The 26,846-nt window shown below is 68.1% G+C and carries 23 protein-coding genes and 1 pseudogene; 10 read left to right on the top strand and 14 right to left on the bottom strand.

The genetic code is table 11. The features are described 5' to 3' along the window. Positions 1-35: 35 nt before the first annotated feature. The 5 genes from tgt to ACFUTU_RS08310 form a co-directional block, all read right to left on the bottom strand. On the bottom strand, positions 36-1,352 hold the full coding sequence (tgt, locus tag ACFUTU_RS08330; protein WP_377963061.1) for a tRNA guanosine(34) transglycosylase Tgt: 1,317 nt from the start codon (positions 1,350-1,352) through the stop codon (positions 36-38). Between the two features lie 33 nt (positions 1,353-1,385). After that, a complete protein-coding gene (locus tag ACFUTU_RS08325) occupies positions 1,386-2,111 on the bottom strand; it encodes an SRPBCC domain-containing protein (protein WP_377963059.1) in 726 nt (241 codons plus the stop codon). A 78-nt stretch (positions 2,112-2,189) separates the two neighbouring features. Further along, the gene (locus ACFUTU_RS08320) at positions 2,190-3,326 is read right to left on the bottom strand and encodes a DUF6707 family protein (protein ID WP_377963057.1); all 1,137 of its coding nucleotides are present in this window, start codon (positions 3,324-3,326) and stop codon (positions 2,190-2,192) included. 85 nt (positions 3,327-3,411) lie between these two features. After that, on the bottom strand, positions 3,412-3,951 hold the full coding sequence (locus ACFUTU_RS08315; RefSeq protein ID WP_331571980.1) for an NUDIX hydrolase family protein: 540 nt from the start codon (positions 3,949-3,951) through the stop codon (positions 3,412-3,414). Positions 3,952-4,072: 121 nt separating this feature from the next. Beyond that, a complete protein-coding gene (locus ACFUTU_RS08310) occupies positions 4,073-4,801 on the bottom strand; it encodes a VOC family protein (RefSeq protein WP_377963055.1) in 729 nt (242 codons plus the stop codon). A gap of 141 nt (positions 4,802-4,942) precedes the next feature. Between ACFUTU_RS08310 and ACFUTU_RS08305 the strand changes: the two genes are divergently transcribed. Both ACFUTU_RS08305 and ACFUTU_RS08300 read left to right on the top strand, forming a co-directional pair. Beyond that, positions 4,943-5,551, top strand: a complete 609-nt coding sequence (locus tag ACFUTU_RS08305; protein WP_377963053.1) for a YdeI family protein — start codon at positions 4,943-4,945, stop codon at positions 5,549-5,551. A 102-nt stretch (positions 5,552-5,653) separates the two neighbouring features. Then, on the top strand, positions 5,654-7,351 hold the full coding sequence (locus ACFUTU_RS08300; RefSeq protein WP_377963051.1) for a glycoside hydrolase family 32 protein: 1,698 nt from the start codon (positions 5,654-5,656) through the stop codon (positions 7,349-7,351). Between the two features lie 13 nt (positions 7,352-7,364). Here the strand turns inward: ACFUTU_RS08300 and ACFUTU_RS08295 are convergent, their stop codons facing one another. The 4 genes from ACFUTU_RS08295 to ACFUTU_RS08280 form a co-directional block, all read right to left on the bottom strand. After that, complete coding sequence (locus tag ACFUTU_RS08295) at positions 7,365-8,528, bottom strand: ABC transporter ATP-binding protein (RefSeq protein ID WP_377963049.1); 1,164 nt, start codon at positions 8,526-8,528, stop codon at positions 7,365-7,367. After that, complete coding sequence (locus ACFUTU_RS08290) at positions 8,525-10,117, bottom strand: ABC transporter permease (protein ID WP_377963047.1); 1,593 nt, start codon at positions 10,115-10,117, stop codon at positions 8,525-8,527. The genes ACFUTU_RS08295 and ACFUTU_RS08290 overlap by 4 nt, the downstream gene beginning before the upstream one ends. 4 nt (positions 10,118-10,121) lie before the next feature. After that, entirely contained in the window at positions 10,122-11,168 is a 1,047-nt protein-coding gene (locus ACFUTU_RS08285; protein ID WP_377963045.1) for an iron ABC transporter substrate-binding protein, read from the bottom strand. A gap of 164 nt (positions 11,169-11,332) precedes the next feature. Then, complete coding sequence (locus ACFUTU_RS08280; RefSeq protein ID WP_377963043.1) at positions 11,333-12,628, bottom strand: glycoside hydrolase family 76 protein; 1,296 nt, start codon at positions 12,626-12,628, stop codon at positions 11,333-11,335. A gap of 153 nt (positions 12,629-12,781) precedes the next feature. On the opposite strand from ACFUTU_RS08280, the gene ACFUTU_RS08275 reads away from it, so the two are divergent. Both ACFUTU_RS08275 and ACFUTU_RS08270 read left to right on the top strand, forming a co-directional pair. Beyond that, on the top strand, positions 12,782-13,600 hold the full coding sequence (locus ACFUTU_RS08275; RefSeq protein ID WP_377963041.1) for an SDR family NAD(P)-dependent oxidoreductase: 819 nt from the start codon (positions 12,782-12,784) through the stop codon (positions 13,598-13,600). A 26-nt stretch (positions 13,601-13,626) separates the two neighbouring features. After that, the gene (locus ACFUTU_RS08270) at positions 13,627-14,871 is read left to right on the top strand and encodes an acyl-CoA dehydrogenase family protein (protein ID WP_377963117.1); all 1,245 of its coding nucleotides are present in this window, start codon (positions 13,627-13,629) and stop codon (positions 14,869-14,871) included. Positions 14,872-14,967: 96 nt separating this feature from the next. Here the strand turns inward: ACFUTU_RS08270 and ACFUTU_RS08265 are convergent, their stop codons facing one another. Further along, positions 14,968-15,786 (bottom strand): DUF1684 domain-containing protein, encoded by an 819-nt coding sequence (locus ACFUTU_RS08265; protein ID WP_377963039.1) that lies wholly within the window; start codon positions 15,784-15,786, stop codon positions 14,968-14,970. A 334-nt stretch (positions 15,787-16,120) separates the two neighbouring features. Here ACFUTU_RS08265 and ppc point away from each other — a divergent pair, with 334 nt between their 5' ends. Further along, entirely contained in the window at positions 16,121-18,931 is a 2,811-nt protein-coding gene (gene ppc / locus ACFUTU_RS08260; protein ID WP_377963037.1) for a phosphoenolpyruvate carboxylase, read from the top strand. A 49-nt stretch (positions 18,932-18,980) separates the two neighbouring features. Here the strand turns inward: ppc and ACFUTU_RS08255 are convergent, their stop codons facing one another. Then, positions 18,981-20,021: a NifU family protein gene (locus tag ACFUTU_RS08255; RefSeq protein ID WP_377963035.1), complete on the bottom strand. Its 1,041-nt coding sequence runs from the start codon at positions 20,019-20,021 to the stop codon at positions 18,981-18,983. A gap of 522 nt (positions 20,022-20,543) precedes the next feature. Between ACFUTU_RS08255 and ACFUTU_RS08250 the strand changes: the two genes are divergently transcribed. Further along, positions 20,544-20,849: a hypothetical protein gene (locus ACFUTU_RS08250; protein WP_377963033.1), complete on the top strand. Its 306-nt coding sequence runs from the start codon at positions 20,544-20,546 to the stop codon at positions 20,847-20,849. Between the two features lie 3 nt (positions 20,850-20,852). Here the strand turns inward: ACFUTU_RS08250 and ACFUTU_RS08245 are convergent, their stop codons facing one another. Next, a complete protein-coding gene (locus ACFUTU_RS08245; RefSeq protein ID WP_377963115.1) occupies positions 20,853-21,482 on the bottom strand; it encodes a DedA family protein in 630 nt (209 codons plus the stop codon). A gap of 99 nt (positions 21,483-21,581) precedes the next feature. Here ACFUTU_RS08245 and ACFUTU_RS08240 point away from each other — a divergent pair, with 99 nt between their 5' ends. Further along, the gene (locus tag ACFUTU_RS08240; RefSeq protein WP_377963031.1) at positions 21,582-22,112 is read left to right on the top strand and encodes an O-acetyl-ADP-ribose deacetylase; all 531 of its coding nucleotides are present in this window, start codon (positions 21,582-21,584) and stop codon (positions 22,110-22,112) included. On the opposite strand, the gene ACFUTU_RS08235 is transcribed toward ACFUTU_RS08240, so the two are convergent. Further along, positions 22,109-23,050, bottom strand: coding sequence for an RluA family pseudouridine synthase (locus ACFUTU_RS08235; protein WP_377963113.1), 942 nt, complete (start codon positions 23,048-23,050; stop codon positions 22,109-22,111). The genes ACFUTU_RS08240 and ACFUTU_RS08235 overlap by 4 nt on opposite strands. A 158-nt stretch (positions 23,051-23,208) precedes the next feature. On the opposite strand from ACFUTU_RS08235, the gene ACFUTU_RS08230 reads away from it, so the two are divergent. After that, positions 23,209-23,838 carry a helix-turn-helix domain-containing protein gene (locus tag ACFUTU_RS08230; protein WP_377963029.1) on the top strand — a complete coding sequence of 210 codons (630 nt, stop codon included), beginning with the start codon at positions 23,209-23,211 and terminating at the stop codon, positions 23,836-23,838. Next, entirely contained in the window at positions 23,831-24,523 is a 693-nt protein-coding gene (locus tag ACFUTU_RS08225; protein WP_377963027.1) for an SRPBCC domain-containing protein, read from the top strand. Before ACFUTU_RS08230 ends, ACFUTU_RS08225 begins: the two co-directional genes overlap by 8 nt. A gap of 130 nt (positions 24,524-24,653) precedes the next feature. On the opposite strand, the gene ACFUTU_RS08220 is transcribed toward ACFUTU_RS08225, so the two are convergent. Further along, the gene (locus tag ACFUTU_RS08220) at positions 24,654-26,135 is read right to left on the bottom strand and encodes a PLP-dependent aminotransferase family protein (protein WP_377963025.1); all 1,482 of its coding nucleotides are present in this window, start codon (positions 26,133-26,135) and stop codon (positions 24,654-24,656) included. A gap of 60 nt (positions 26,136-26,195) precedes the next feature. On the opposite strand from ACFUTU_RS08220, the pseudogene ACFUTU_RS08215 reads away from it, so the two are divergent. Then, positions 26,196-26,786: pseudogene (locus tag ACFUTU_RS08215) on the top strand (YitT family protein); the annotation flags it as partial. Between the last annotated feature and the right edge of the window lie 60 nt (positions 26,787-26,846).

Genomic DNA, 26,846 nt, shown 5'->3' with positions numbered 1-26,846 from the left:
CGCAGGGAACCGTCGAAACGGCAGCGCAGCAACACCTAGGAGTAGTACGTGCCCAGGGTTTCGGCCTTGAACTCGAAGAAGTCGCCGGAGTCGATGGCCAGCCGGGCGTCATCCACCATCTTCACGACGAAGCGCTCGTTGTGGATGGAGATGAGCGTGGCCGAGAGCATCTCCTTGGCCTTGAACAGGTGGTGGATGTAGGCCCGCGAATAGTTCAGGCACGCATAGCAGTCGCAGCCGTCCTGCAGCGGGCCGAAGTCCCGCTTGTACTTTGCGCCTGACAGATTGAACCGGCCCTCGGGCGTGTAGAACGCCGAGTTCCGGGCCACTCGGGTGGGGGAGACGCAGTCGAAGGTGTCGGCGCCGTTCTCGATGGCCGTGAAGATGTCGTCCGGCTCGGAGATGCCCAGCAGGTGCCGCGGCTTGTTTTCGGGAAGTTCCTCGTTGCACCAGCGCACGATTGTGCCCAGGTTCTCCTTCTCGAGGGCGCCGCCGATCCCGTAGCCGTCGAACGCCATCGCCCCCAGATCCCGGCAGGCCTTCCGGCGCAGGTCCTCGTACTGGGCGCCCTGGATCACGCCAAAGAGCGCCTGGTAGGGCTTCCCCGCCCGGGACGCCGTGAGCCGGAAGTGTTCCTCGAGGCAGCGGACCGCCCACAGCCGGGTCCGCTCCAGCGATTCCTCCTGGTATCCCCGGGAGTTCTGCAGCGTGGTGAGCTCGTCGAACGCGAACATGATGTCGGCGCCGATCTGGTGCTGGACCTGCATGGAGATCTCGGGCGAGAAGCGGTGGCGGTCCCCGTTGAGGTGGCTCTTGAACCAGACGCCGTCGTCGTCAATGTGGGCCAAACGCTCCTTGCCCGGGGCCACAGCGTCATCGGGCCCGGACGTATCGACGGACTTCATGTCGATGACCTTCTTGAACCCGGAACCGAGGCTCATCACCTGGAAGCCCCCGGAATCGGTGAACGTCGGCCCGGGCCAGTTCATGAAGGCGCCCAGGCCCCCGGCCTCGTCGAGGATCTCCGGGCCGGGCTGCAGGTACAGGTGGTAGGCATTGGCCAGCAGGGCCTGCGCACCGAGTTCGGCCATGGACTCCGGGAGCACAGACTTCACCGTTGCCTTGGTGCCGACCGCGATAAAGGCCGGTGTCTGGATCTCGCCGTGCGGTGTGGTGATGGTGCCGGTCCGGCCCAGGAACCCGCCTCCGTTGGCGGCCACCTGCTCGGGCGCCGGACTGCATGTCTCGGTGAGCCGCTTGCCCACGCGGAAGGAAAATTCCGACTGGCGGGCGGCCGGCACCGCCTCCGACGGCAGATCAGCTCGGGCTGGCGGTTCAGGATTGGCTGGCACGGTTCAAGTGTGCCAGCTAACGGCGCCGAACCTTCACTGGATGGGTTCTGATGTGGGGTAGTTCTCAGAGCGCCAGTCGTCCCACAGGGTGCGGATCGTTTCCATGCTGCCGGCGCCCAGGTCGTACAGCGAGAGGATCACCATGGAGCCGCCGTCGGGCCTTTTCTCCGGGATGACGGGCTGGTCGGCCACGATCAGCAGGCCCTCACCATGTTCCGCGTAGCTGTGCACGGTGAGCCCTACGACGTGGTTGGTTTTGTGCCAGACCTTGCCCGAGATCTCCTCGCCCGTGCCCAGGGTGAGCGAATACTCCTCGCCGGGCTTGGGGATGTCCTTCAGGCCGAGTTTTTCGATGGCGGAGCCGCCCGAACCGGGGACGGAGAAGTAGCAGGTGCGGCGTTTGCCGTGCGGGTGCCGTTCCAGAGCGAAGCGCAGCTGCTGGAGGAAAATCAGCCAGCCCTGCGTGATGTCCTCGTCCCAAGCAGCCCATTCCGAGTTGTGGTCCACTCCGGCGCGGGTGACGCTGACCTCGGTTCCGGTGGGCACGGGCTTCAGCGTGAAGATGTCGCCGCCCTCGACCGTCAGGGAGGTGTGGTCCGGCCCTTCAACCACTGACTTGTTGAAGTAGATCTCATTGATTTCATCCGCCAGTTCGTCGGCTTCCCAGCCATGCCACTGCGCGACTTTCGAGGGTTCACGCAGCATCGTCCAAACCTGCGGCGCGTCCGAATTGATCACAACGCTGAGATTGTTCGTCATGGCCTGAATCTACAACTTGGGGCGCAGCGCGGGCTAGAGCAATTTCCGGCTGAAAATGGGCTGGGACGTGCGAGGAGGCTAACCCCGCACCGATTCCAGTTCGTTCGCGATCCGCCGCTCGAGTTCGGATGCGCTGATGGTCTGCGATCCGCCGTGGGCGCGCAGGAACAGCAGCGATTCCAGCCGCAGCAGCCGCCACTCGCGCTCGGCCTCGTGGTTGGAGTTGTCGATGGAGCGGAAAATCTCCTTGTCGTACAGGTTTGGCTCGTTCAGTGAACGCTGGCGCACCCTGGCCTGCATCCGCGCCTTGAACGGATCCGTCTCCTGGTTGTCCGGGGCACGGAGCAGCTTCTCGTAGACGGCGGCGCGGTCCTTGTGCCCGGTCTGGCGGCACACGTAGCTGGACAGCGCGAGGGACGCTTCCACCGATCCCCAGCGTCCCGGGTTGCCGTCGAAGGGCAGCACGTTGAGCAGGTCGGCCACCTTCAGGGACCCCTCGGCGTCCTTGAGCATGACAAACAGTTCGTGCGCGAGGTCGCTCAGGTCCTTCAGGCAGCTGCCGGACTTGGTGTTGATGCCTTTGACGAGCTTGTCCGCGAGCAGCTGCACGCCGACGGAGTCCGGGTGCGCCGCCGCCACGGCCTCCACCACGGATTCGGGGGTTCCGGAGGGCTCCGGGATCAGGGCCAGGTCTTCGGCGCTGGGGCCGATCACCAACGGTGTGGTGGAGGGCAGGGGAGGCACGACGACGGCGGCAGGTACCGCGCGCTGCGGCGCTGGGGCGTCTGGGTTCCCCACGAGGGAAAGGGGAGTGCCGGCGTCGGACGCCTTGACGTCTGACGGCTGGGTCCCTGACGGCTGCATGCCCGACGGCGGGACGGCGCCGTCCGCTGATCCGGCACCGCTTGCCGCGCTGGCGCCGGGCGCCGCCGCAACTACTGCCGCGGCAGCGGCGTCCTCCGCGTCCTCCGCGGAGGGGGCGCCGTCAGAGGCGGCTCCCGGGACCCGCACGGCGGAGCCGGCGGCAATACGCAGCGTGCCCCCGCCGGTGAGGGTGGCAAGGATAATGGCGGGGCTGCCGAAATCATCGGTTTCGACTTCCACGGAGTGGATTTCCGCAGACCGTTCGCCGTCCGGGAGAACAAGGTGGTTGCCCGCCCGCAGAGAGCCCGCCTGCTGTTCACGGAAGGTCTTGGCAGCTGCAGGGTGGTTCATCGGGAGTCCTTAGGTTCTCTTGCGGTCCGCCCAACAGTCTACAAAGGAGAGGCTCCGAAGTCGGGGAGGCGCGGGCGCCAAGGCGTCAGGCGCCCACTCCGGCGTAGGCCAGTGCCTGGCGCACCAGCGCGCCGCGGCCGCCGGTGAACTCGAGCTGCACGCCGTCGCTGAGCACTTCCTGCGGCGTCATCCAGGTCAGCTCCAGCGCGTCCTGGCGGGGGTCGCATTCGCCGGTCACGGGGATGATGTAGGCCAGCGAAACGGCGTGCTGCCGGTCGTCGGTGAAGCCGGTGTGCGAGGGGGCGGGGAAGTATTCGGCCACGGTGAAAGGCACGGGGCTGATGGGGAGCTGGGGGAAAGCGAGCGGACCGAGGTCCTTTTCCATATGGCGCAGCAGGGCGGCGCGGATGGTCTCCCGGTAGAGCACCCGGCCGGAGACGAGGGACCGGACCATGGTTCCGTCCTCGTCCGCCTGAAGCAGTGTCCCCACCTCATTGACGAACCCGAGGGGATCCAGCCGGACGGGCACCGCCTCCACGTAAACCATGGGGAGCCTGCCTCGGGCTTCGAAGAGATCCTCGTCCGAGAGCCAGCCGGGGTTGGGGTCAGGGGTGCGCACGTTCATGAATCATTTTTACCGCATCGCCACAGGTCCGGCCGCCGAAGGACGGGATCCCGGCGTTTGGCGGGGCCCAAAGCGGCGGGATCCAACGCCTCGCTGCGCGCCGTCCAGGCGGGTGCCGCGGCTACGAGGGGCGCCGGGCCGAGATCCACAGCGGTGCCCGCTGCGTTGCCGCACCGTCACTGTCCGGGTGCGGCACATGAAGGGTCCGCCCGAAGGCCTCCTCGGTGAGCGTCACCTGGTGCCCGGCAGCGGTCAGGCGGAGCCGCAGCGCATCAAGGTCCCCGGCGTATTCGAAGCCGAGCCCCGCGTGCGCGGCTCCGGTGCCGGGCCGTGCCATCAGCACGCCGCCGTTCTTGGCCGTGAAATCAGCGGTCTCGTCGTCGTCCGGGACCGGCCGGAACCGTGCGCCGATGTCGCGCAGCGCCTGTGCCGCGGCTGTCACATCCTCGCTGAACCAGACCTCCACTACCGCCAGGGCGGGATCCGCATCGGCGCAGTTGGCCCCGTGGGCGGCCTTGTCGGCAAAGAAGCTGAAGCCGTCCGAGCCCGTGATCCGGCAGGAGTCGCCGTGGTCCGCCTGGACGAGTTCGGCCGAGGAGGTGTCCGATTCCGCGCCGGACTGGTTGGTGCGCCGGGCAAACTCCGCCAGGTCACCGACCTCCACGCCAAAGTGCGTGGTGCCGTCCTCCGCGGCGCCGGGCTCGGCCTGGTGCAGCGCCAGCCGGCCCGCACCGGCGTCGTATTCCCGCCAGGATCCCTGGTCCGCGGACTTGATCATCCCCAAGTCGGTGAGGAACCGCTCCCAGGCCTCAATCCGGGACGTGAAGTGGATGGGGCGGACACGCAGCATGCTCTCTCCTCGAACTCGAAACACCCGGATTCCGACAACGGCGCCGACATGGCCATGATGCCACGTCTTGAATCACGTGGCACCGGGTTGAATCACCCCGGGCTGGGTTGAATCCACTGGCTCTGCGGGCAGAATAGGCGCATGGCTGTTGAACTCGAGGAACTGCTGGTGGCCGATGCCGCCGGCTGGCGGACCTGGCTGGAATCCCACCATGCCGACAGCCCGGGCGTCTGGCTGGTCCTGCACAAGAAGGGCGGCAACGTCACCGAGCTCGACTACGACGCCGCCCTGGACGAGGCACTGTGCTTCGGCTGGATCGACGGCCAGGTCAAAAAGCGCGACGGCGAAAGCTACTTCCAGCGGATGACCCGCCGGGGTGCCAAGAGCCCGTGGTCGGAGCGGAATGTGGGCCTTGTGGGCCGGCTCGAGGCGGAAGGGAAGATGGCCGCTTCCGGCAGGGCCGCCGTCGACGCCGCCAAAGCCGACGGCCGCTGGGAGGCCGCCTATGCGGGACCGGCGACGGCGGAAGTCCCGGCCGATCTGGCCGCCGCAATAGCCGCCGTGCCCCAGGCCCAGGCCATGTTCGACGTGCTCACCTCCGTGAACCGCTTCGCGCTGATCTACCGCACCAACTCGGTCAAGCAGGCCTCCACCCGGGAACGGAAAATCGCCGGATTCGTTGACATGCTGGCCCGCGGCGAGACGCCGTATCCGCAGAAGAAACGCCCGGTGCAGAATCCCGCAGGTTGAGCCGCCGTATTCCGCCGGGCGAGTCTGCGGACCTCACCGCTCCGCCCGGGGAAAGAGCCCGCACGCTAAAATTGGTGCCAACCCCCAACACGAACGGCAAACATGCAGCGGTATTCCCTACGCACGCTGGGCCCCCGCGGGCGGTGGATTGCGGCGGCGGTGGCCCTGGCCCTGGTGCTGGCCGCGGCTGTGGCGATCGGCCTGGCAGGACGTTCGGTACCCGAAGACGACGGACCCCAAGGCGGCGGCACCACGAGTGAAGCTCCGGCAGCCCCCAAGTCGTTCAGCCGGCCGGAGGGGGCCTCGCAGTTCCGGCCCTCCTACCACCTCACCCCCGCCAAGGAGTGGATGAACGATCCCCAGCGGCCCTTCCTGCTGGATGGGCTGTGGCATTACTACTACCTCTACAACGCTGACCACCCCGAGGGGAACGGCACCGAGTGGTTCCACGTCACCAGCACGGATCTGGTGCACTGGAAGGATGAGGGCGTTGCCATCGGGAAGTTCAAGAACGGCCTCGGGGACATCGAGACCGGCAGCGCCGTGGTGGATCAGGACAACACCGCAGGCTTCGGCAAGGGCGCCGTCGTCGCGGTCATGACTCAGCAGGACAAGGGCGTGCAGCGGCAGTCCCTGTTCTACTCCACGGACAAGGGCTACACCTTCAAGGCCGCCGACGGGAACCCGGTCATGGACAACCCCGGCGCGCAGCACTGGCGTGACCCCAAGATCATCCGGGACGAGGCCCGCGGGCAGTGGGTCATGGCCCTGGCCGAGGGGGAGAAGATCGGCCTGTACACATCCCGGAACCTCAAGGACTGGCGTTATGTGTCCGGCTTCGAGCGGAAAGGCCTGGGAATCCTCGAATGCCCGGACCTCTTCCAGCTGGACCTCGACGGCGAACCCGCCAAGCGCACCTGGGTCCTGGCCGCCAGTGCAAACGGCACGCAGGAGGGCCGGACCACCGGCGTCGCTTACTGGACCGGGACCTTCGACGGGACCACGTTCACGCCCGCGGATGACAAACACCAGTGGCTCGACGCGGGTGCAGACTTCTACGCCGCCGTCACCTGGGACGACCCCCGGCTCCCGGACAACGAACGGATGGCGTCCCGCCACGCCATCGGCTGGATGAACAACTGGACGTACGCCCGGCAACTGCCCACCACTGACTGGCAGGGCGGTGCCGACTCGATCGTCCGGGACATCCGGCTGAAAACCGTGCAGGGAAGGCCTGCCCTCGTGTCCGCGCCCACCCCGGCCCTGTCCGCGCTGGACGGCGAAACCCAGGCCGCCGGCAGCAGGCCGCTTACCCCGGAGGGCGCCGGAGAGCTGCCCGTGCCCGGAGGCGGCGCCTACCGCCTGAATGTCACACTGGAACGTGCGCCGGGCGACGACGGCACCGAAGCACTGCTGAAACTCGCCAACGGCGGGGCGGACTACGCCACGGTCGGCTACAACTTCGGGACAGGCACGGTATGGGTGGACCGCGCAGCAGTGGTGCCGGGCGCGGAAGCCCTCGGACCGCTCTTCACCGACCGGCGGAGCGCGCAGAGCCCGCCCCGGGACGGAAACCGGCAGGGCGGCACCGCTGCACAGAAAAACGGCAGCGTGGACCTGGCCATCTTCGTGGACTACTCGTCCGTGGAGGTCTTCGTGAACGGCGGGGAGCAGACCCTGACCTCGGTGGTGCTGCCGAAATCCGGACAGCCGGCGGTCAGCGCCGCAACCGCCGGCGGGAAGCTGACGCTGAAGTCATTCACCTACACGCCGCTGGCAACGGTGCTGGGGGCCCGCTAGACCCAACAGGGGATCAGGCGGATTCGATCGGGAAGGCCACGGCCTCGCCCACCACGCGCAGGCACAGCTCGGTCCCGGGCTGGGCGATGGAGGCGTTCCAGTGCCGGATGGTGATGACCTCGCCGCCGCCGGGATACCGGTGGTCCGGCATGGCACCGGCCAGCTTGGGCGGCACGGCGAGCTTGAGCCGCACGGTGGTCTCGGGGCCGAAGTAGTCGGTGTCCACCACCACTCCGCGGATGGGGCCGTCCTCGGCGATCCGGATCTGCTCCGGACGCAACATGAGCTGGACGCGGCCCTGTGCCGGCGGGCGCCGGACCGGGATGCCGCCGAGCGAGCAGGTGGCCAGCGATCCCTCCATCCAGGCGTCGAGGATTACGGCGTCGCCCAGGAATTCGGCCGTGGCACGGTCGGCGGGCCGGGTGTAGACCACGAACGGGTTGCCGATCTGCGCCAGTTTGCCGCCCCGCATCACGGCCACCTGGTCCGCGAAGGACAGCGCCTCGGCCTGGTCGTGCGTGACGAGGATAGTGGTCACCCCGGCCTCGTTGAGGACTTTGGCAACGGCCCGCCGGGTGGCGACGCGCAGCCCGGCGTCCAAAGCGGAGAAGGGCTCGTCCAGCAGCATGAGTTCGGGTTCCCGGGCCAGCGCCCGGGCCAGGGCGACACGCTGCTGCTGGCCGCCGGAAAGCTGGTGGGGCCGGCGCTTGGCCATGGCGGTGTCCAGGGACACCATCTCCAGGAGCTCGTCGACCCGGGCGTTAACCGCGCGCCGGCCGCCGTCGACCTTTGACGGGCTGAGCCCGAAGGCGATGTTCTGCCCCACGGTCAGGTGCGGGAAGAGGGCACCGTCCTGGGCCACGTAGCCGACGTGGCGCTTGTGCGCCGGCTGCCACACGCCGTCGCCCGCCACCGGCGCACCGTTCAGCGAGATGGTGCCGGTGTCCGGGTGTTCAAAGCCGGCGATCAGCCGGAGCAGGGTGGTCTTGCCCGACCCTGAGGGGCCCACGATGGCGGTGGTTCCGCCCTTGGCCACGGACAGGTTCACGCCCTTGAGGACGGCCTGTGAGCCGAAGTTCTTGGTGACGGCGTCGATCTCCAGGTGGCTGTTGGTGCTGGGCGCCACGGACGGCGAGATCCGCGGTGCCGGAAGCCTGGACGGGGATTGTTCGGTCACTGTCCCGCTACTTTCTTGGACTGCTGGAAGAGCAGATAGGTCATGGGCGCCGAGATCACGATCATGAGCAGGGCGTACGGCGCGGCGCCTGCGTAGTCGATTTCGCTGCTCTTGCTCCAGAACTCGGTGGCGAGGGTTTTGGTCCCGTTGGGGGAGAGGAGCAGGGTGGCGGTCAGTTCGTTGGCGATGGCCAGGAAGACCAGCGCCGCGCCGCCGGCCGCGGCCGGGGCAGTGAGCCGGAGGGTCACGCGGATGAAGGACAGCAGCGGCGGCGTGCCCAGGGCCTGCGCCGCCTCGTCCAGTTCCTTGGGTGCCTGCGCAAGCCCGGCACGGATGTTCACCAGGGCGCGCGGGAGGAACAGGAGCACGTAGGCGGCCACCAGCACACCCGTGGTCTGGTAGATCCCGGGCAGCAGCCGGATGCTGACCGTGACGAAGGCCAGGGCCACCACGATGCCGGGCAGGGAGCTGGTGACGTAGTTGGAGAGCTCAAGGGCCTTGCTGAACCAGCTGGCATGCCTGACCGCCAGGTACGCCATGGGGAAGGCCACCACCGTGGTGGCTGCGGCCCCCACAAGCCCGTACAGCAGGGTCTGCCACAGGGCCGGGACGAATTCGTCAGCCGCCCAGATTTCCGCGCCGCCGGCGAAGATCCAGCGCAGCACGAACAGCAGCGGAAGCCCGAAGGCCAGCACGGTGAGGGCAAGGAGGGCGAGCTGGGCCGGCACCTGGTACACGTGCAGGGGAAGGCGCAGGGCCTTGGCCTGGGCACCGGAGCCCACCCGGGCGTAGCGGGCGGTGCCGCGGCTGCGGACCTCCACGAGGAGCAGGACCAGGCAGAAAAAGACGAGCACACTGGCCAGCATGGTGCCTGCCGTGCCGTTGAACGTGGACTGGTACTGCACCATGATGGCGGTGGTGAACGTGTCGAAGCGGATCATCGCGAAGGCGCCGTACTCCGCCAGCAGGTGCAGCGCCACCAGCAGTGCGCCGCCTGTCATCGCGATCCGGAGCTGGGGGAGGACCACCCGGAAAAACGCCCGCCAGGCCCCCAGGCCGAGGGACGCGGCTGACTGCTCGACGGCGGGATCAAGCCGGCTGAGCGTCGCCGCCGCGGGGATGTAGACCAGCGGGAAATAGGAGAGGGTGGCGATGAGCACGCCCGAAAACAGGCCGTGCAGGGACGGCACCGCGGAAACCCACGCATAGCTGTTGACGAAGGCCGGGATGGCCAGCGGGGCCGCGAGCAGCACGGCCCACACTTTCTGCCCGCGCAGCGTGGTCCGCTCCACGAGCCATGCGCCGCCCACGCCCAGGATGAGGCACAGAGGCACCGTGAACACAATCAGGAGCACGGTGTTGAGCAGCAGTTCGCCGACGCGCGGACGGACAATCAGTTCAATGGCCGTGTCCCAGCCCGTGGCGGCGGTCATGAACACGACGTAGCCCAGCGGCAGGAGGGAGAACAGGGCGATCAGCACGGCCAGGATGCCCACCGTTGAAACGCCGAAAGGCGGGCGGGGGCGCTTGCCCCGGCCCGCCGTCGTCGTGCTGCCGGATGTCTCCGGAGCCGATACTTGCGTGATCACAGAATTAGAGCAGTCCTGCCTCGGTCATCAGTTCGGTGACCTTCTTGGAGTTGAGCTTGGCGGGGTCCACCGTGGGAGCCGCAAGTTCCTTGATGGGGACGAGCTTGTCGTTGGCCGGGACACCGGAGGCGATGGCGTACTCGAAGGAGGTGCCGTTCTTCAGGACCTCCTGGCCCTTCTTGCCGGTGATGAACTTCAGGAAAGCCTGGGCCTTGTCGGCGTTCTTCGACGACTTCAGGACACCGCCGCCCGAGACCGAGAGGAACGCGCCCGGGTCCTGGTTCTTGAAGTAGTACGGCGTGACGTTGTTGGAGTTCTCGCCGGTCTTGGCCTGGTCGCCGTAGTAGTAGTAGTGGTAGATCAGCGCGGCATCAACCTCGCCGGCGTTCACTGCCTTCATGGCGGTGTTGTTGCCCTTGTAGGCGGTGAAGTTTTCCTTCATGCCCTTCAGCCATTCCTTGGCAGCGGCTTCGCCCTTGAGCTCAACCAGCGCAGAGACGATGGCCTGGAAGTCGGCACCGCTGGGGGATGCACCCCACTTGCCCTTCCACTCCGGCTTGGCCAGGTCCAGCATGGACTTGGGCAGCTTGTCCTCGGAGATCTTGTTCTTGTCGTACACCAGGACGGTGGAACGGGCGGCAATGCCGGTCCACTTGCCCGTGGACGGGCGGAATTCCGCGGGAACCTGGGCGATGGTGGCCTTGTCCACGTCGGCGAAGAGTCCGGCGTTCTCCACCTGCGCCATTGCGGGGGAGTTCTCCGTCAGGAAGACGTCGGCCGGGGAGGCCGCGCCCTCCTGGATGATCTGGTTGGACATCTCGGTGTCCGAGCCCTGGCGCAGCGTCACCTTGATGCCGGTTTCCGCCGTGAACGCGTCCGCCCACTCCTTGGTGAGGCTTTCGTGCTGGGCGTTGTAGACCGTGATCTCGCCCTTGGCAGGGTCGGCGGAGGGCGAGGCGGCGGGTGAGTTGCTGGAGCCGCAGGCCGACAGGCCCAGGGCTGCGGTGGCGGCGATCGCGACGCCGGCCAGCGCGTTGAGGCGGATCTTCATCAGGGTGCTTCTTTCTGCAAAAGTCTCGTGGGCGAGGCCCTCTGTGAGCTGGGGAAGTCAGGCGAAGCTCACTCGAAAAACTGTAGGTTAGCCAAACCTAAGCAACCAAGCATACGGGGCATTAAGTGATGAGGATCACATGAATTACGAAACTGTTGCGTGTCCTAATTGTCGCTTCCGCCGGTGCCGGCGGCCGGTGATGCCGCTGCCGCGGTTGCTGCTGACTCGAGGGCCATCCATGCCTGGAGCTGGGTGGAAAGTTCGACGGCGGCACCCGGCGGATAGGTGACCCCCGCCGGCCGCAGGGGGTCGGAAGAGAAAACAGGGCTGCCGGGCTGCCCGTTCCGGGCCAGCGGCTCGCCTGCCGTAAGGCCGCGCCGGCCGGCCCAGAGCGCCCCGGCCGTGCCGGTTACGAGTCCGGCGGCCGTGGTCCGGACGTCCCGGGGGAGCCGCCGGTCGGTGGCGGCCAGCGCGAGGTAGCGGGTGAGGATTCCGGTGAACAGGCCGCCGTCGCCGGTTCCGTCGCAGCGGAGGACCATGCCGGCGTCGGGATTGCTTTTCGGATCCGCTGCACTCGCGGGCTGCCCCGTGATGGCCGCGCCGGGCAGCGTCAGGTGCGTGGCCACCGCCCGCACCACCGTGGCGGCGCGCTCCAGGTTGGCGGTGCCGCCGAGTTCCAGCAGGGCGCCAAGGACGGGGCCCTGGTTGTAGGTGTAAACAGCATCCTCCACTACCGTCTCGCCGGTGCTGCGGATCCGGATGCCGTCGAGGTAGAGCCCGCGGGTGGCGTCGAACAGCCGCTCGTCCAGCCAGTCGAGCAGGGACTGCGCCTTGGCGGTGTTGCCCGTGCGGGCATAGTAGAGCGCCACCGGCGCCGTGGCGGGGGTGTTCTTGAAGTCCCGCTTGGTGCTCCAGAACGTGCCGCCGCCCAGGTCGTCGGTGGACGCGGAATCGAACTGCAGCGTCAGGCTTTTGCGGATTCTCTCCTGCCGCCGGGGGCTGGGCTCGCGGCTCTGCTCCGCCAGCCGCTCCAGCCGCAGCGTGGACAGGGCAAGCCAGGCCATGTCGTCGTAGTAATGGTTGACATAAGTCAGGAAGTTCCGCAGCCGGATGCCGGTGACCAGGCGGGAAGCGAGCCTTCCCGCGCTGGGACGGGCATCGCCGTCGAACTTTGCCGGCGGCTGCCCCGCCTTCCCAAGTTCGCGAAAGCCTGTATCCACGAGGCAGTCCAGATAGTGTGCCTGCCACCAGTAGTGCCACGGGCGGCGAAGGTTCCCGATGCGGCCGGAGGGGCGCAATGTGGCGGCGATGTGCGTCCCGGGCAGGAAAAACAGCCGCTGGCCGAACAGGTGCGTCACGGATCTTGCGGCCTCATCGGCCCGCTCGGCCCAGGCGGTGGCGGGTTCGCGGGGGGTGAGGCCGGCGGTGTCCGGGGTGGCGTCAGCATCTGGCTGGGTCATGGGGCCAGCCTAACGAACGTCGGCTTGGGCGCACTGGTACGTGCAGCCGGCTGTGGCGTGCGCCCGCCGCGCATTTCAGTTAACATTCACTAACTAACGTTGGCGGCCGGTGATCCCGGTCCGCATCGACCGGTTCCACATCAAGGAGGATGCATGGAAATTGAGGGTTCCGTCGCAATCATTACGGGCGGCGCATCAGGCCTGGGCGCCGCCACGGCCCGGCGGCTGTTTGATGCCGGCGCTTCCGTGGTCCTCGCCGACCTCGGTTCCTCAGCGGGTGCCGCATACGCCGACGAGCTGAACGCCGCCGGCTCCAGGAACCTTTCGGCCGTTGATGCCCCCCTCCCCAAGGCCGTCTTCGTTCCCGCGGACGTGACGAGCGAGGAGCAGGTGCAGGCCGCCGTCGACGCCGCCGGCGGCCTGGGGCCGCTGCGCATCGCAGTGAACTGTGCCGGCATTGCCACCCCGGGCAAGGTCCTGGGGCGCGACGGCGTGCTGCCGCTGGAGACCTTCCAGCGCGTCATCCAGACCAACCTGGTGGGAACGTTCAACGTGGTCCGGCTCGCCGCCGCCGCGATGGCCGCCACCGAGCCTGCCGTCACGGAACTCGGCGGGGAGGAGCGCGGGGTCATCATCAACACCGCTTCAGTCGCCGCGTTCGACGGGCAGATCGGCCAGCCTGCCTACGCCGCGTCCAAGGGCGGGGTGGCAGCAATGACCCTTCCGCTGGCCCGCGAGCTCGCTCGGTCGCTGATCCGCGTGGTGACCATTGCCCCGGGCATTTTCGAGACGCCGATGATGGCCGGGCTGCCGCAGGAAGCACAGGAGTCCCTGGGCAGACAGGTGCCGCACCCGTCCCGGCTGGGCCGGCCCGCAGAGTACGCCAACCTCGCCGCGCACATTGTGGAGAACGCGATGCTCAACGGCGAGACCATCCGCCTCGACGGTGCCATCCGGATGGGGCCGAAGTGAGCAGCACCGCGGGCGTCCCCGCCGACGTGAGCGTTCCCGCCCAGGGAGGACCCGCCGTCGACACCCTGCCCACCGCCGATTTTTTCGGCTACGAATCGCTGCTCAGCGCCGCCGAGCAGCGCAAGCTGAACGAACTCCGCGGGTTCCTGGGCACGGAGATCGCGCCGTATGCGGGGGACTGGTGGAACAAGGCCGAGTTTCCGGCACACATCCTCCCCAAGCTGGCCGCACTGGAGCTGAGCACGCCCGCCCAGCGCGGTTACAGCCATCTCTTCGCCGGGCTGGTGATCGCGGAGATGACCCGCGTGGACACGTCGATCGCCACGTTTTTCCTGGTCCACCACGACCTCTTCGTGGAGTCGCTCTACCGGTTCGGCTCCGAGGAACAGCGCGGCCGGTACCTCGACGACGCCTCGAACCTCAGGACCACGGGGGCGTTTGCCCTGACCGAACCGGATCACGGCTCGGACGTGGCCGGCGGCATGGAGACCCGGGCGCGCCGGATATCCAGCCTCACCGGAGAGGCCGACGCCGGCGGGGACTGCTGGGTGCTGAACGGCGCCAAGCGGTGGATCGGCAACGGGACGTTCTGCGACTACATGCTGGTGTGGGCGCGGGACGAAGCCGACGGCGCGGTCCGCGGCTTCATCGTTGACGCGGGGCTGCCCGGAGTGAGCCGTAAGCGGATCGAGAACAAGATCGCGCTGCGCACCGTGCAGAACGCTGACATCGTGTTCGAGGACGTCCAGGTGGCCGAGGCGGACCGTTTTGCCGGCATCGCCAGTTTCGAGGACACGAACGAACTGCTCCGCGGTTCACGCATCATGGTCGCCTGGCAGGCGGTGGGGCAGCAGCTGGCGGCGTTCGACGTCGCCCGGCAGTACGCCGTCGAGCGCCTGCAGTTCGGCCGTCCGCTGGCGAGGTTCCAGCTCATCCAGCAGCAGCTGGTGTCCATGCTCGGCAACGCCGTGGCCAGCATGGGCATGATGGCCCGGATCGCCCAGCTGCAGGATTCAGCGCAGCCGCAGGATTCCCTGGGACATGGCGTCGGGATGGCGCAGGTGGCGCTGGCCAAGTCCTACACGTCCGCCAGGATGCGCGAGACCGTGGCGATGGGCCGGTCCATCCTGGGCGGCAACGGCATCGTCACGGACTGCCGGATGGCCAAGATCTTTGCCGACGCCGAGGCCATCTACACCTACGAGGGCTCGTACGAGATCAACACCCTGATCGTAGGCCGGGCCGTCACGGGCGTCTCCGCGATCGCCTGACGGTCCTCCACGCCAAAAGCGGAGCCCGAACGTGCAGGTAATGCCCGCAAATCTCCGTTTTCCGGGCGTTACCTGCCAGTTCGCGCTCGGGGGGGCTCACGGGGCGGGCTGCTTTTCCCCGGCTTCGATCCGGGCGTCCAGGCTGTTGTTCCGGACGGGCATGGGGCAGGTGCCGTACGGGGTGAAGGCGCTGGGGTAGTTGATGGCGCGGTTGAAGTCCAGGACCACGGAGCCGTCCGGCCGGGGGCGCGCGGTGGAGACTTTGCGCCACTCGTCGGTTTCCTTTCCGTTCGTCTCGTCGTGGAACGTGACCGTCAGGGCGCCGAGTTTCTCCTCCTCGGCCTGCAGCCGGTACTCGTGCTCCTTGCCGGGCAGCCGGAACACCAGTTCGCCGACACTGCGGTGCACGCCGTCCACCAGCGGATTGGCAGTGGAAATGGGCACGTCCACGGGCTCCGGATAGGCCTCGAATCTCGCCTCCACCGCAAAGTCGGGCCGGTAATCGAAGGTGGGCACGCCGTCGAACTCTGTAAATACCGGCGACGCCGAATCCCGGGTGCGGATCGCGTACCGGTCCGCCCGCATCGCCAGCTCTACCACCACCTGCCGGCCGTCCGCGCCGCCGAACTGCACCCACATCAGCGACTCCTCGTCGGCGAGCTGCGCAGTGATTGTCCCGTCCACCGGCTCCCCGGTCTCCACGAACGTCAGCCCGTCGGACGCAGCAGCGGTGAGCGTCGCCGTCGTGCCGTCCGCTGACCAGAGTCCGGGTACGAGTTCGACGGCGGCAGGCTGGGTTTCCAGCCACTGGAATGACGTGAGCGTGAGCCAGCCGTGGCGGGCCGCGAGGGCCGTATTGCGGCTTTTGCGGAAGCGGAGCCAGCGTTCGAGCCGGGCGTCTGCTGCGGTGCTCATGTGTCCTCCAATAATGCGTGTCCTCGAGCGGCCTTGGCGACAACTCCGCGCGGTGCCGGTTCATTCCGGAACAATCCGTCCACGTGGCTCCCGGGGGACGGATGCCCGGCGTAGCCTGGGTGTTGGGGCCCGTTCCGGACGGATCCGGGTGGCCGTGTCCCGGATGCAGTGCCCAATACAGCGAGCGGCAGTTCCGTTCAAGGCTGCGACAGCATCTGAGACATATTCCCGGGCTGCGGCCGACTGCGGGTAACATCCCATAGGAACAGTAATCCGGCTCACAGTATCCAGCGCAGTGTACGGGCCAAAGTCGAACACTCGAAAGATAGTTTCCATGGCTGACACTGCAATGAATTCCGAAACAGATCTCGCCGCCGAACTCCGCGCCGACGTGCGCCGCGTCTCCACCCTGCTGGGGGAATCCCTCGTCCGGCAGCACGGGCCCGAGCTCCTCGACCTGGTGGAACAGGTCCGCCTCCTGACGAAGGAATCCAAGGAAGCCGCCCGGGGCGGCGCGGACGCGACGGGCCCGTGGAGCGCGCACGACGTCGTCGCCCAGGTCCGCGAGCTGCTCGCCTCCCTGCCGCTCGAGCAGGCGACCGACCTGGTGCGCGCCTTCGCCTTCTACTTCCACCTTGCCAACGCCGCCGAGCAGGTCCACCGGGTCCGCGGGCTGCGCACGCGGCAGGAGAAGGACGGCTGGCTGGCCAAGGCCGTCGCGGACATCGCGGGCCAGGCCGGCCCGGCGGTGCTGCAGGAAGTGGTCAACGAACTCGACGTGCGCCCGATTTTCACTGCGCACCCCACCGAGGCTTCCCGCCGTTCCGTGCTGGACAAGGTCCGCAAGCTCTCGGACGTGCTGGCCCAGCCCACCGAGGAGGGGACCAGCGCGCGGCGCCGGCAGGACCGCCAGCTGTCCGAAATGATCGACCAGATGTGGCAGACGGACGAACTGCGCCAGGTCCGGCCCACACCGGTGGACGAGGCGCGCAACGCCATCTACTACCTCAACAGCATCCTGACGGATGCGCTGCCGGAGATGCTCACGGATTTCTCGGAGCTCCTCGGCGAGCACGGCGTCGCCCTCCCGGCCAAGAACGCCCCGATCCGGTTCGGTTCCTGGATCGGCGGTGACCGCGACGGCAACCCCAACGTCACAGCTGCCGTAACGCACGACATCCTGCAGCTCCAGAACCAGAACGCGGTGCGGATCAGCATCGCCATGATCGACGAGCTCATTTCCGTCCTGTCCAACTCGACCGCGCTCGCCGGGGCCGACCAGGCGCTCCTCGATTCCATCGACGCCGACCTCGCGAAGCTACCCGGACTGGACCGCCGCATCCTGAAGCTCAACGCGCAGGAGCCCTACCGGCTGAAGCTGACTTGCATCAAGGCCAAGCTCATCAACACCGGGAAACGGGTCGCCGCCGGATCCAAGCACGAGCCGGGCTGCGACTACACCTCCACCGAGGAGCTCATCGGCGAACTCGAGCTGCTGGAACTGTCCCTGCGCAACCACTCGGCGTCGCTCGTGGCGGACGGCGCTCTGGCCCGTGTCCGCCGCGCCATCGCCTCCTTCGGCCTGCACCTGGCCACCCTCGACATCCGCGAGCACGCCGACCACCACCATGACGCCGTCGGGCAGCTCATGGACCGCCTCGGCGGCCCCGGCATCCGCTATGCCGAACTGACCCGGGGCGAGCGCCTCGAGGTCCTGAGCGCCGAGCTCGCCTCCCGCCGTCCGCTGTCCGGGCACCCGATCAAGCTCGACGGCGCCGCTGACGGCACGTACGACGTCTTCCGTGAGATCCGCCGCGCCCTGCGCACGTATGGTCCGGACGTCATCGAGACCTACATCATTTCCATGACCCGCGGCGCCGACGACGTCCTGGCCGCCGCTGTCCTGGCACGCGAGGCCGGCCTGGTCAGCCTCTTCGGCGACGCCCCCTATGCCAAGATCGGCTTCGCGCCGCTGCTGGAGACCGTCGAGGAGCTGCGTGCTTCGGCGGAGATTGTTGACCAGCTGCTGTCCGACGCCTCGTACCGCGAACTGGTCCGGCTGCGCGGGGATGTCCAGGAAGTCATGCTCGGCTACTCGGACTCCAACAAGGAATCCGGCGTGATGACCAGCCAGTGGGAAATCCACAAGACCCAGCGGAAGCTGCGCGACATCGCCACCAAGCACGGCGTCCGGGTGCGCCTGTTCCACGGCCGGGGCGGTTCCGTAGGGCGCGGCGGCGGGCCCACGTACGACGCCATCATGGCGCAGCCGAACGGTGTCCTCGAGGGAGAAATCAAGTTCACGGAACAGGGCGAGGTCATCTCGGACAAGTACTCCCTGCCGGAGCTTGCACGGGAAAACCTGGAACTGTCCCTCGCCGCCGTGCTGCAGGGGTCTGCGCTGCACCGCACGCCCCGCACCTCGGACGACCAGCGCGAGCGGTTCGGCCATGTCATGGAGACCATCTCCGACGCCGCCTTCGCCCGTTACCGCAGCCTCATCGACCACCCGGACCTGCCCGCGTACTTCCTGGCCTCGACGCCGGTGGAGCAGCTCGGCTCGCTGAACATCGGCTCCAGGCCGTCCAAGCGCCCGGACTCCGGCGCGGGCCTCGGCGGCCTGCGTGCCATCCCGTGGGTGTTCGGCTGGACCCAGTCACGGCAGATCGTGCCGGGCTGGTTCGGCGTGGGCTCCGGGCTGAAGGCGGCACGCGAAGCCGGCAACTCCGCCCAGCTCGTGGAGATGATGCACGGCTGGCACTTCTTCCGCTCGGTGCTGTCCAACGTGGAGATGACCCTCGCCAAGACGGACATGGAGATCGCGGGCTACTATGTGGACACGCTGGTCCCGGACGAGCTGCACCACCTGTTCCGCGCCATCCGCGACGAATACGAGCTCACCGTCTCCGAGATCCAGAACCTGACCGGCGAGAACGTGCTCCTGGACGCCCAGCCGACGCTCAAGCGCTCACTCGAAATCCGCGACCAGTACCTCGACCCGATCAGCTACCTGCAGGTGGAACTGCTCCGCCGCGTGCGCTCCGAGGCCGACAGCATTTCCAAGGGCGAGATCGACGAGCGCCTGCAGCGGGCCATGCTCATCACCGTCAACGGCGTGGCGGCCGGCCTCCGCAACACCGGGTAACCCGCCCGCGTCCTCAGGTTCGGTCGGGTCGATACAGACCCGTCCGCACTCAAAGGTCCTGCCCCACGGCGGGCTGCAATATCGGGGCTTCCGGTACCGGCGAGAGTGACTGGACCGGCTGGTCCGCAGCCGTTATCAGAGGAATGGCCTGGACGGGAGTCATCTCTGCCGGTGTAATCTCGTCCGGACCGGGCGGCGGAACGGCTGGCAATGGCACGGATTCGCTCGGAACGGCCACGGACAACACCCCGTGGCGGACCAGCAACGGAAGCAGGTCCAGGTGCAGGTTCCTGTCGTCCAGGCAGATCCCGCCGCGGTGCAGATCGAAGTGGCCGCGGCAGGTGGGGCAGCAGAGGACGGCTATGCCAGCCGGTCCGGCGGAATTCCGCTGCAGGGTAGCCCCCATCATGGCGCCTGTACAGCGTGGGCAATAGTCGCGGCACGCGAAGATGTCCTGGGCCAGTCGGCAGGCCACCACGGGGTATCCGCGGACCAGGAAACCCGCTACCTCGCCGGATTCGAGCCCCGCGATTTCAGGCACGGGTTCCCAGGTGCCGCCCGGCATGTCATGCCAGGACGGTACGGGTGTACCGGCCGGCGGAGTGTTCTCCCGGATCACCAGCGAGTCCACCGGGATGAGCCCGGAATGTCCGCCCGGTTTTTCTCCTTCGACAATGTCGATCGCTGTGACCTCGGGCGCCGCTTCGCCGATGGCCTCGTGCACGGCGGACCTGAATGGGGCAGCCGATGCGCCCTCGTGGTTGGCGAGCAGCTGCAGTCGCACCACGCCGTCCGGGCTGATGCCCTCCAGTTCCACGTCGAGACCGTGTGAGCCCAGGTAGGGGCGGATTTTTTCCAACGCCCCGGCCACGCGGGCTGCCAGGGAATGGGGATGGGCCCCGTGAAGCAGCAGGAGCCCCGAGACCAGGTCATCGGCTGTCAGGGCGTTTACAGTGGCGGGGTCGAGTTTCCCCTGGTTCTGCAGAATTTGCATGATCCGCCTAAGCGCAGCGCCATAGCGCTCCTCCACTTGCCGGACCGGGTCCTCCTCTCCCTTGTCTCCCGCCCTGTTGGCAGTTTGAGCAGGCATCGTTGCCTCTTTCGTGGCCCATATGGAGCCTGATGTGCTTCTGTCAGTGATCCGGCGGTCCTGCCGGAACAGTCGTGCTGGGTACCCTCAAGGTCTGAATGCGGCCGCCGGCTTCGTTGGCGCGGCCGCACGGTGAAAGCGTCCTTCTATGGCGCCTCCAGGGGTATCAGCCCGGTTCCGCGCCGGTGGAAGGCTTCGCCGTTGCCGCTGGAGGAAAGGGCCGCCCGGCGGGAAAGAGCCGCCCGGTGAGAAAGAGGCAGGGCACAACGCTGGGCAATGTCGGCCGTCGGTTCGCCTGTACGGTTGAGAACGGCGTCCATAAGGCCCTGCGTGCTGGAGAGTTCGTGCATGATCGCACCCCTTCCTGCCAAGATAGGCTCGCCCCAAACAAAACGCAACCATCCGGTTTCCGGCCCGCCGTCCCCGCGCGAACGCACAGTTAAGGCCCCTGTGGAGCCGCGTTTCGGGGCCACAAGTGTACGTTCGCGCCGGGTCCTCGGCGCCCGGCGATAGGCTGGGTGGATGCCGTCCTTCCAGACCAGACTCAAGATCACCGGGCTCAGGCCCGGCAACCCTCCGGAGGCCGTGATGGACACTGCCGTCGAGGCCCTGGGGTCGCGGCACCATGTGGAGGCGCACCAGCTGGAACTGGCCGGCGGCGTGCCGCAGCTGAACCTGCGCTTCCTCGTGGAGCCCACCGAATACAACGGTGAGAACAGCGCCGCCCGGGAATCGGCAGCCGTGATGCGCGACGCCGTCGAACGCGTTGCGCTGACAGGCTCGCTTTCCGTGCTCCGCCGCAGCCGCGGCCGCTGGGCGCCCGTTTAGGGCCTAGGCAGCTGTCCCGGAAGGGCCGTCCGGCTCATCCACGGGGGAGCGGTCGCCGCGCCGGCGCGTGACGATCAGACCCACGACGGCGCCGATCACCAGGCCGACCGCCACACCTATCAGCGAACTCGCCCAGAAGGGCAGCCGCGTGGCGGAGCCCGTGAAGTAGCCGAGGCCAACGAGCCAGGTCGCCCACAGCACGGCCCCCAGCCCGGCACACAGGCTGAAGCCCTGGGTGGAGACGTCTGCGATGCCGGCGGCCGCGGATGTGGCCAGCCGGCCGCCGGGGATGAACCGGGCGCCGATGATGGTGCCGTAGGTCGAGGACCGCCCCGCCTTGGCGATCGCCTCGTGGATGCCGTGGTGGACCTTTCGGCCCCATCTCCAGCGGTCCAGGATATGGCTCAGCCGGCGCTTGAACAGCTGGAACACGACCACGTCGCCGAGCCACGACGCAGTGGCTGACAGGACGCCCACCAGGAAGAGGTTGGCCCGTCCTTCGGCAGACAGCGCACCGCCGGTGATCAGGACCATCTCGGACGGGATGGGCGGAAAAATGGCATCGCCGAGCACGGCCGGAATGATCCAGAAGTAGATCGCGGTGCTCCAGGTGTCCGGGTTGCCGAAGTCCATCTGCACAAAGTACCGCACACGGAACGGGGACGCGCCGGGAAATCGCGGCGGTTCGGCGGCCCCCTACGTTCGGCCCGGTGGCAGTGCCAGACTGGCTGCATGCGGATAGAGATCGTTGAGGGCGACATCACCGGCAGGCCGGTGGACGCTGTGGTGAATGCGGCCAACTCCTCGCTGCTGGGCGGCGGCGGTGTGGACGGCGCGATCCACCGGGCGGCGGGGCCGGAACTGCTGGCGGCCTGCCGCGAGCTCAGGGCAACAACGCTTCAGGACGGGTTGCCGGTGGGTGCGGCCGTGGCCACGCCCGGGTTCGGGCTCCGGGCGCGCTGGGTCATCCACACCGTCGGACCCAACCGGCACGCCGGGCAGACCAATCCTGCGCTGCTGGCGTCATGCTTCAGCGAGAGCCTGCGGATTGCCGAGGAGCTGGGTGTCCGCTCGCTGGCTTTCCCCGCGGTGAGCGCCGGGGTCTATGGCTGGGACGCGCGGCAGGTGGCGCAGATAGCACTCGACACCGTCCGGTCCTACGCCGCACGCCCCGCCGAACACGGCGTGGAGCTGGTGGAGTTCGTGCTCTTCAGTCCGGAAGCCGCGGCGGTGTTCCGGAGCGTCCTTGCGGAAATCTCCTAGCGGACTTCGCCCAGCTGGAGACGGCTGCGGTACTCCACGGGCTTCTTCGTAATCGGGTCCACGAACCGGATGCCGCGTGCCAGCAGCTGGAGCGGCCTGGCGTAGTCGTCCGGCGCCTTGTCCAGCAGCTCCGGGTAGAACGGGTCGTGCAGGATACCCAGGCCCAGCGACGCCATGTGCACGCGGAGCTGGTGGGTTTTCCCGGAATGCGGTTCGAGCCGGTAGTGCCCAAGGCGCCGGGCGCCGCCAAGGCGGGTGCCGCCGTCGAACGTCCGCAGCAGGTCGATGCGCGTCTCCGCGTTCGGTTCGCCGTCGACGACCTCCGCCAGAAGATAGCTGCGGGACTTCGTCATGCGGTTGCGGACCACCACCGGGAATTCGACGGCGGGATGCCCGGCAGCGGGCTCCGCGGCGGACACACACTCGTATTCCTTCTGGACCTGGCGCTTCTCGAAGAGCACCTGGTACTTGCCGCGGGTCTGGGGATTCGTGGAGAGCAGGAGGATGCCCGCCGTCATCCGGTCCAGCCGGTGCATGGGGATCAGGTCCGGGAGGTCCAGCTGGTTCCGCAGCCGGACCAGGGCCGATTCCTGGATGTACGTGCCGCCGGGAGTCGTGGGCAGGAAGTGCGGCTTGTCCACGACGAGGATGTGCTCATCCTGGTGCAGGATGTTCAGCTCCACGGGCAGCCGGGTCTCCGGCGGCAGCGTGCGGTAGTACCAGATGAAGGTGTGGTCCTCGAGCCTGGTGCCGCGGTGCAGGGGAAGGCCGCCCTCGCCCACGATCTCGCCGGCGTCGAACCTGTCCTCAATGCCCTGGGGGTCGATGTGCCCCCAGCGGTGCATCATGTAGTCCATCGCGGTGTCCCAGGGCCCCTCGTCCGGAAGCCGCAGGCGGGTCGCGTTCACGCCGTCGCGCACGGGAAGGGGGGATTGCATCACGGGTCCATTCTATCGGGGCGTCCTCCTGCGCCATTTCGATGGTTCCCTGCTGGCTAGACGTTGCCCGACGTCGAGCCGGCAGGGAACCGTCTGGATGGCCACCGACGGGAAAAAAGTTCTTGACAATAAAATTTGTCGGGGACGATACTTGAAGCATGTTGGACATCGAAGTGATCGAGGATCCGGCCGCCGCCGAGGCGTCGCTGGATCCCATCCGGAGCCGCATCCTCCAGGAGCTGGTGGAGCCCGGCTCGGCCACGCAGCTCGCCGCGAAGGTGGGCCTGCCGCGGCAGAAGGTGAATTACCACCTGAAGGCCCTGGAGCGGCATGGCCTGGTGGAGCTGGTGGAGGAGCGCCGCAAGGGCAACGTCACCGAACGGGTGCTGCGTGCCACGGCGGCGTCGTACCTCATTTCCCCGGCGGCGCTGCAGTCGGTGGCGCCGGATCCGCGCCGTTTCGCGGACCGCTTCTCGGCGTTCTGGCTGCTGGCGCTCGCCGGCCGCCTGGTCCAGGAAATGGGGAAGCTCATCACCGGCGCTGCGGCCGCCCGGCAAAAACTCGCCACGTTCGCGATCGACGGCGAGATCACCTTCCGCACCGCCGCGGACCGGGCTGCCTTCGCCGAAGACCTCGGCGTTGCGGTCACCCGGCTCGTGGACAAGTACCACCACGGCGGTGCCGGCGGACGAAAGCACCGGCTCGTCGTCGCACTCCACCCCGCACTCAAGCCGCAAAACACAGACCCAACCAATGCCATCCCAGCTAAGGAGCAGGACAATGACTGATGACCGGAACTTCGAGATAGTTTTTGATACCGAGCTGCCCGGCACGCCGGAGCGGGTCTGGGAAGCCGTCACCAAGGGCACCGCGGGCTGGATGTTCCCCACTGACCAGTGGCCGGACGTTAAGACGGTGGAGGAGTATCCGCGCCACCTGGTCTCGCGCATGGATGGCCCGGACGGCTGGTTCAACCAGTTGGAGCATGTCCTGGAACCGGTCGACGGCGGCCGGGCCAGGCTGCACTACGTCCACAGCGGCATCTTCGCCGACGACTGGGACCAGCAGTACGACGGCGCCAGCAAGCACACGGAGTTCTACCTGCACACCCTGGGCCAGTACCTGAAGCACTTCGACGGCCTGCCCGTGGTCTTCGACGATATCCAGGGACCCGCCGAATCGCAGACGCCAGACGGCTTTGTGCAGCTCAGGAAGGCGCTGGGCGTGGACAGTGCGTCGCAGGGGGACAGCTTTGATGTGGAGGTCGACGGCGTCGGGCGGCTCACGGGGCAGGTGGACTTCTCGAACGCGAACTTCCTGGGCCTGCGCACCGCGGACACCCTCTACCGCTTCTTCGGCCGGAACGCCTTCGGTGCGCCCGTGGGCATGACCGTCCACGACTTCAGCGGCAGCGGTGATTCGGCAGCGACCGCCGCCGCCTGGGGTGGATTCCTCGGAAGGGTCTACGGGTAGGCCCGACGGATAGCTGCGACGCGCCATTTGACGGATGACGCGCAAATTACCCGGCGCTGCCTGCATTCCCGCGTCGTCAGAAAATCTGCGCGTCGCTAAGCAAGAACCGCGTCGCGGGAGCGAACGCGCGTCAGGCGATGGCGGCGGCGGGGGAGTCCCTGAGGGTGCGGCGCAGCTGCGGGGCGGCGTCCAGCCTGTCCTGCGCAGCCCGCAGTGCCAGGACGGCCGTCTCGAGCTGGTCCGGCGGCAGGGTGAACGGAATGCGGAGAAAGTTCTCAAAAACCCCGCCCACCCCAAACCGCGGCCCTGCGGCGAGGCGGATGCCGAATTCGGGGGCGATGACGGTCAACGCCGTGCTGCTGGGTGACGGCAGCCGGCACCAGACGGCCAGCCCGCCGTCGGGCCTGCCAGCCTCCCACTGCGGCAGGTGGGCGCTGAGCAGATCCAGCAGCGCGGAACGGTTCTCCCGGAGCGCGGCCAGCCGGGCCGGGAGGGGGTCGGCGAGATTCCGCACCAGGTGGGCCGCCGCAAGCTGCTCCACCACGGGACCACCCAGGTCCATCGTGGTCCGGACGGCCGCGAACCGCTGAATCAGGCTTTCCGACGCGCGGATCCAGCCCGTGCGCATCCCCGCCCAGTGGGACTTGCTCAGGGACCCGATGGACACCACGGCCGGGCTGAACGAAGCCAGCGGAGCGGTTGTGCCGCCGTCGAGGTTCAGTGCGCGGAGTGTCTCGTCCACCACCAGGACGGTCCCTGACGCCGCAGCGGCGCGGACCAGCCGGCGTCGCTGTGCATCCGGCATCAGCCGCCCGGTGGGGTTGTGGAAGTCCGGGACCGTGTAGGCCAGCCGGGGCCGCTGCTGCTTCAGGGCGGATTCTGTCGCGTCCAGGTCCCAGCCATTTTCCGGCGCGGGCGGCATGGGCACCGGGACCGTGCGGCAGCCCGTGGCGCGGATGGCGTCCAGGGCGTTCGGATAGGTGGGCTGCTCCACGAGGACCTTGTCCTGCTTTCCCACCAGCGCCCGGAGCACGACGTTGAGCGCATGCTGGGCGCCGGATGTCACCATGATCTGCCCGGCGGTGGTGGGCACGCCGGCATCGGCGTAGTGGGCGGCAATCGCTTCCCGGAGTGCCGGCACGCCCAGGGCGTCGTAGCCGAATCCGGGCAGCAGCGCGGGCAGTTCCGTGAGTGCGGCCGCGAAGGCCTGGTGCACCGCCTCGCCGCTGGCGGGCAGCGATGCGTACGCGAGGTCGATGACGCCGTCGGGAACGGCCAGGCCCGGTGCCCCGGACAGGGCCGCCCGCGAGTCCCGCTCCTGTCCGGCCGTGTAGGCGGTCCGCGGCAGGCACGTGCGGCCGCGGGTGCCCTGGCCGCTGCTCAGGAATCCCTGGTCGCGCAGGCTTGCGTACGCCGCCGTCACCGTGGTGCGGCTGACGGCGAGCGTGGCGGACAGGGTCCGTTCGCTGGGCAGGGCGGTGCCCAGCGGGATGCGCCCGTCCAGGACCAAAAGACGGACGACGTCGGCCAGTTCGCGGTAGGCGGGGGCGTTGCCCCGGTGCCACTGGCCCAGGAGGCGGGCGAGGGCGGTGGGCGTCAGTGATCCGGACATGAGGCCAGTATTTCAAACTGGCCATGGAAAACAAGGCCAGTTCTGCCGGAGGATGGTGCAATGATGATCCGCAGACTTGTACAGCTCTTCACCGGCCTCGCCATGTACGGCATTTCGCTGGCCCTGTTTATCCGGGCCGGACTGGGCCTGGACCCCTGGGACGTGTTCCACCAGGGTGTCGCCGGCAGGACGGGCCTGAGCATCGGCGTGGTGGTCATCATCGTCAGCTTCCTGGTGCTGCTGCTGTGGATTCCGCTCCGCCAGCGGCCGGGCTTCGGCACCCTCTGCAATGCGATCCTCGTGGGCGTCTTCGCCGACGTCGGGCTCGCCCTGATCCCCGCGTTCTCCCACCTCGGTGCCCAGATCGCGCTGCTGGGCGGCGCCGTGGTGCTCAACGGCATCGCCTCGGCCTGCTACATCGGTGCGCGCTTCGGCCCCGGCGCCCGTGACGGGCTCATGACGGGCCTGGCCCGGCGCACCGGCTGGTCCGTACGGTTGTCCCGGACACTGATCGAAGTGGTGGTGCTCGCCGCCGGCTGGCTCCTCGGCGGTTCGGTCGGCGTGGGAACGGTGGTCTATGCGCTGGCGATTGGCCCGCTGGTCCAGCTGCTGCTGCCGTGGTTCATGGTGCCGGCCCGGATTCCGGCCACCGGCGGAGGAGCCGGGGCGGCCGATTCGACGTCCGGGCAGCGCCAGGGCGAGTCCGGCGAC

The organism is Arthrobacter sp. NPDC057388 (assembly GCF_042668165.1).
Taxonomy (GTDB): Bacteria; Actinomycetota; Actinomycetes; order Actinomycetales; family Micrococcaceae; genus Arthrobacter.
The sequence above is the reverse complement of the archived record's forward strand: the minus strand, read 5'-3'. Positions and strand labels throughout refer to the sequence as shown.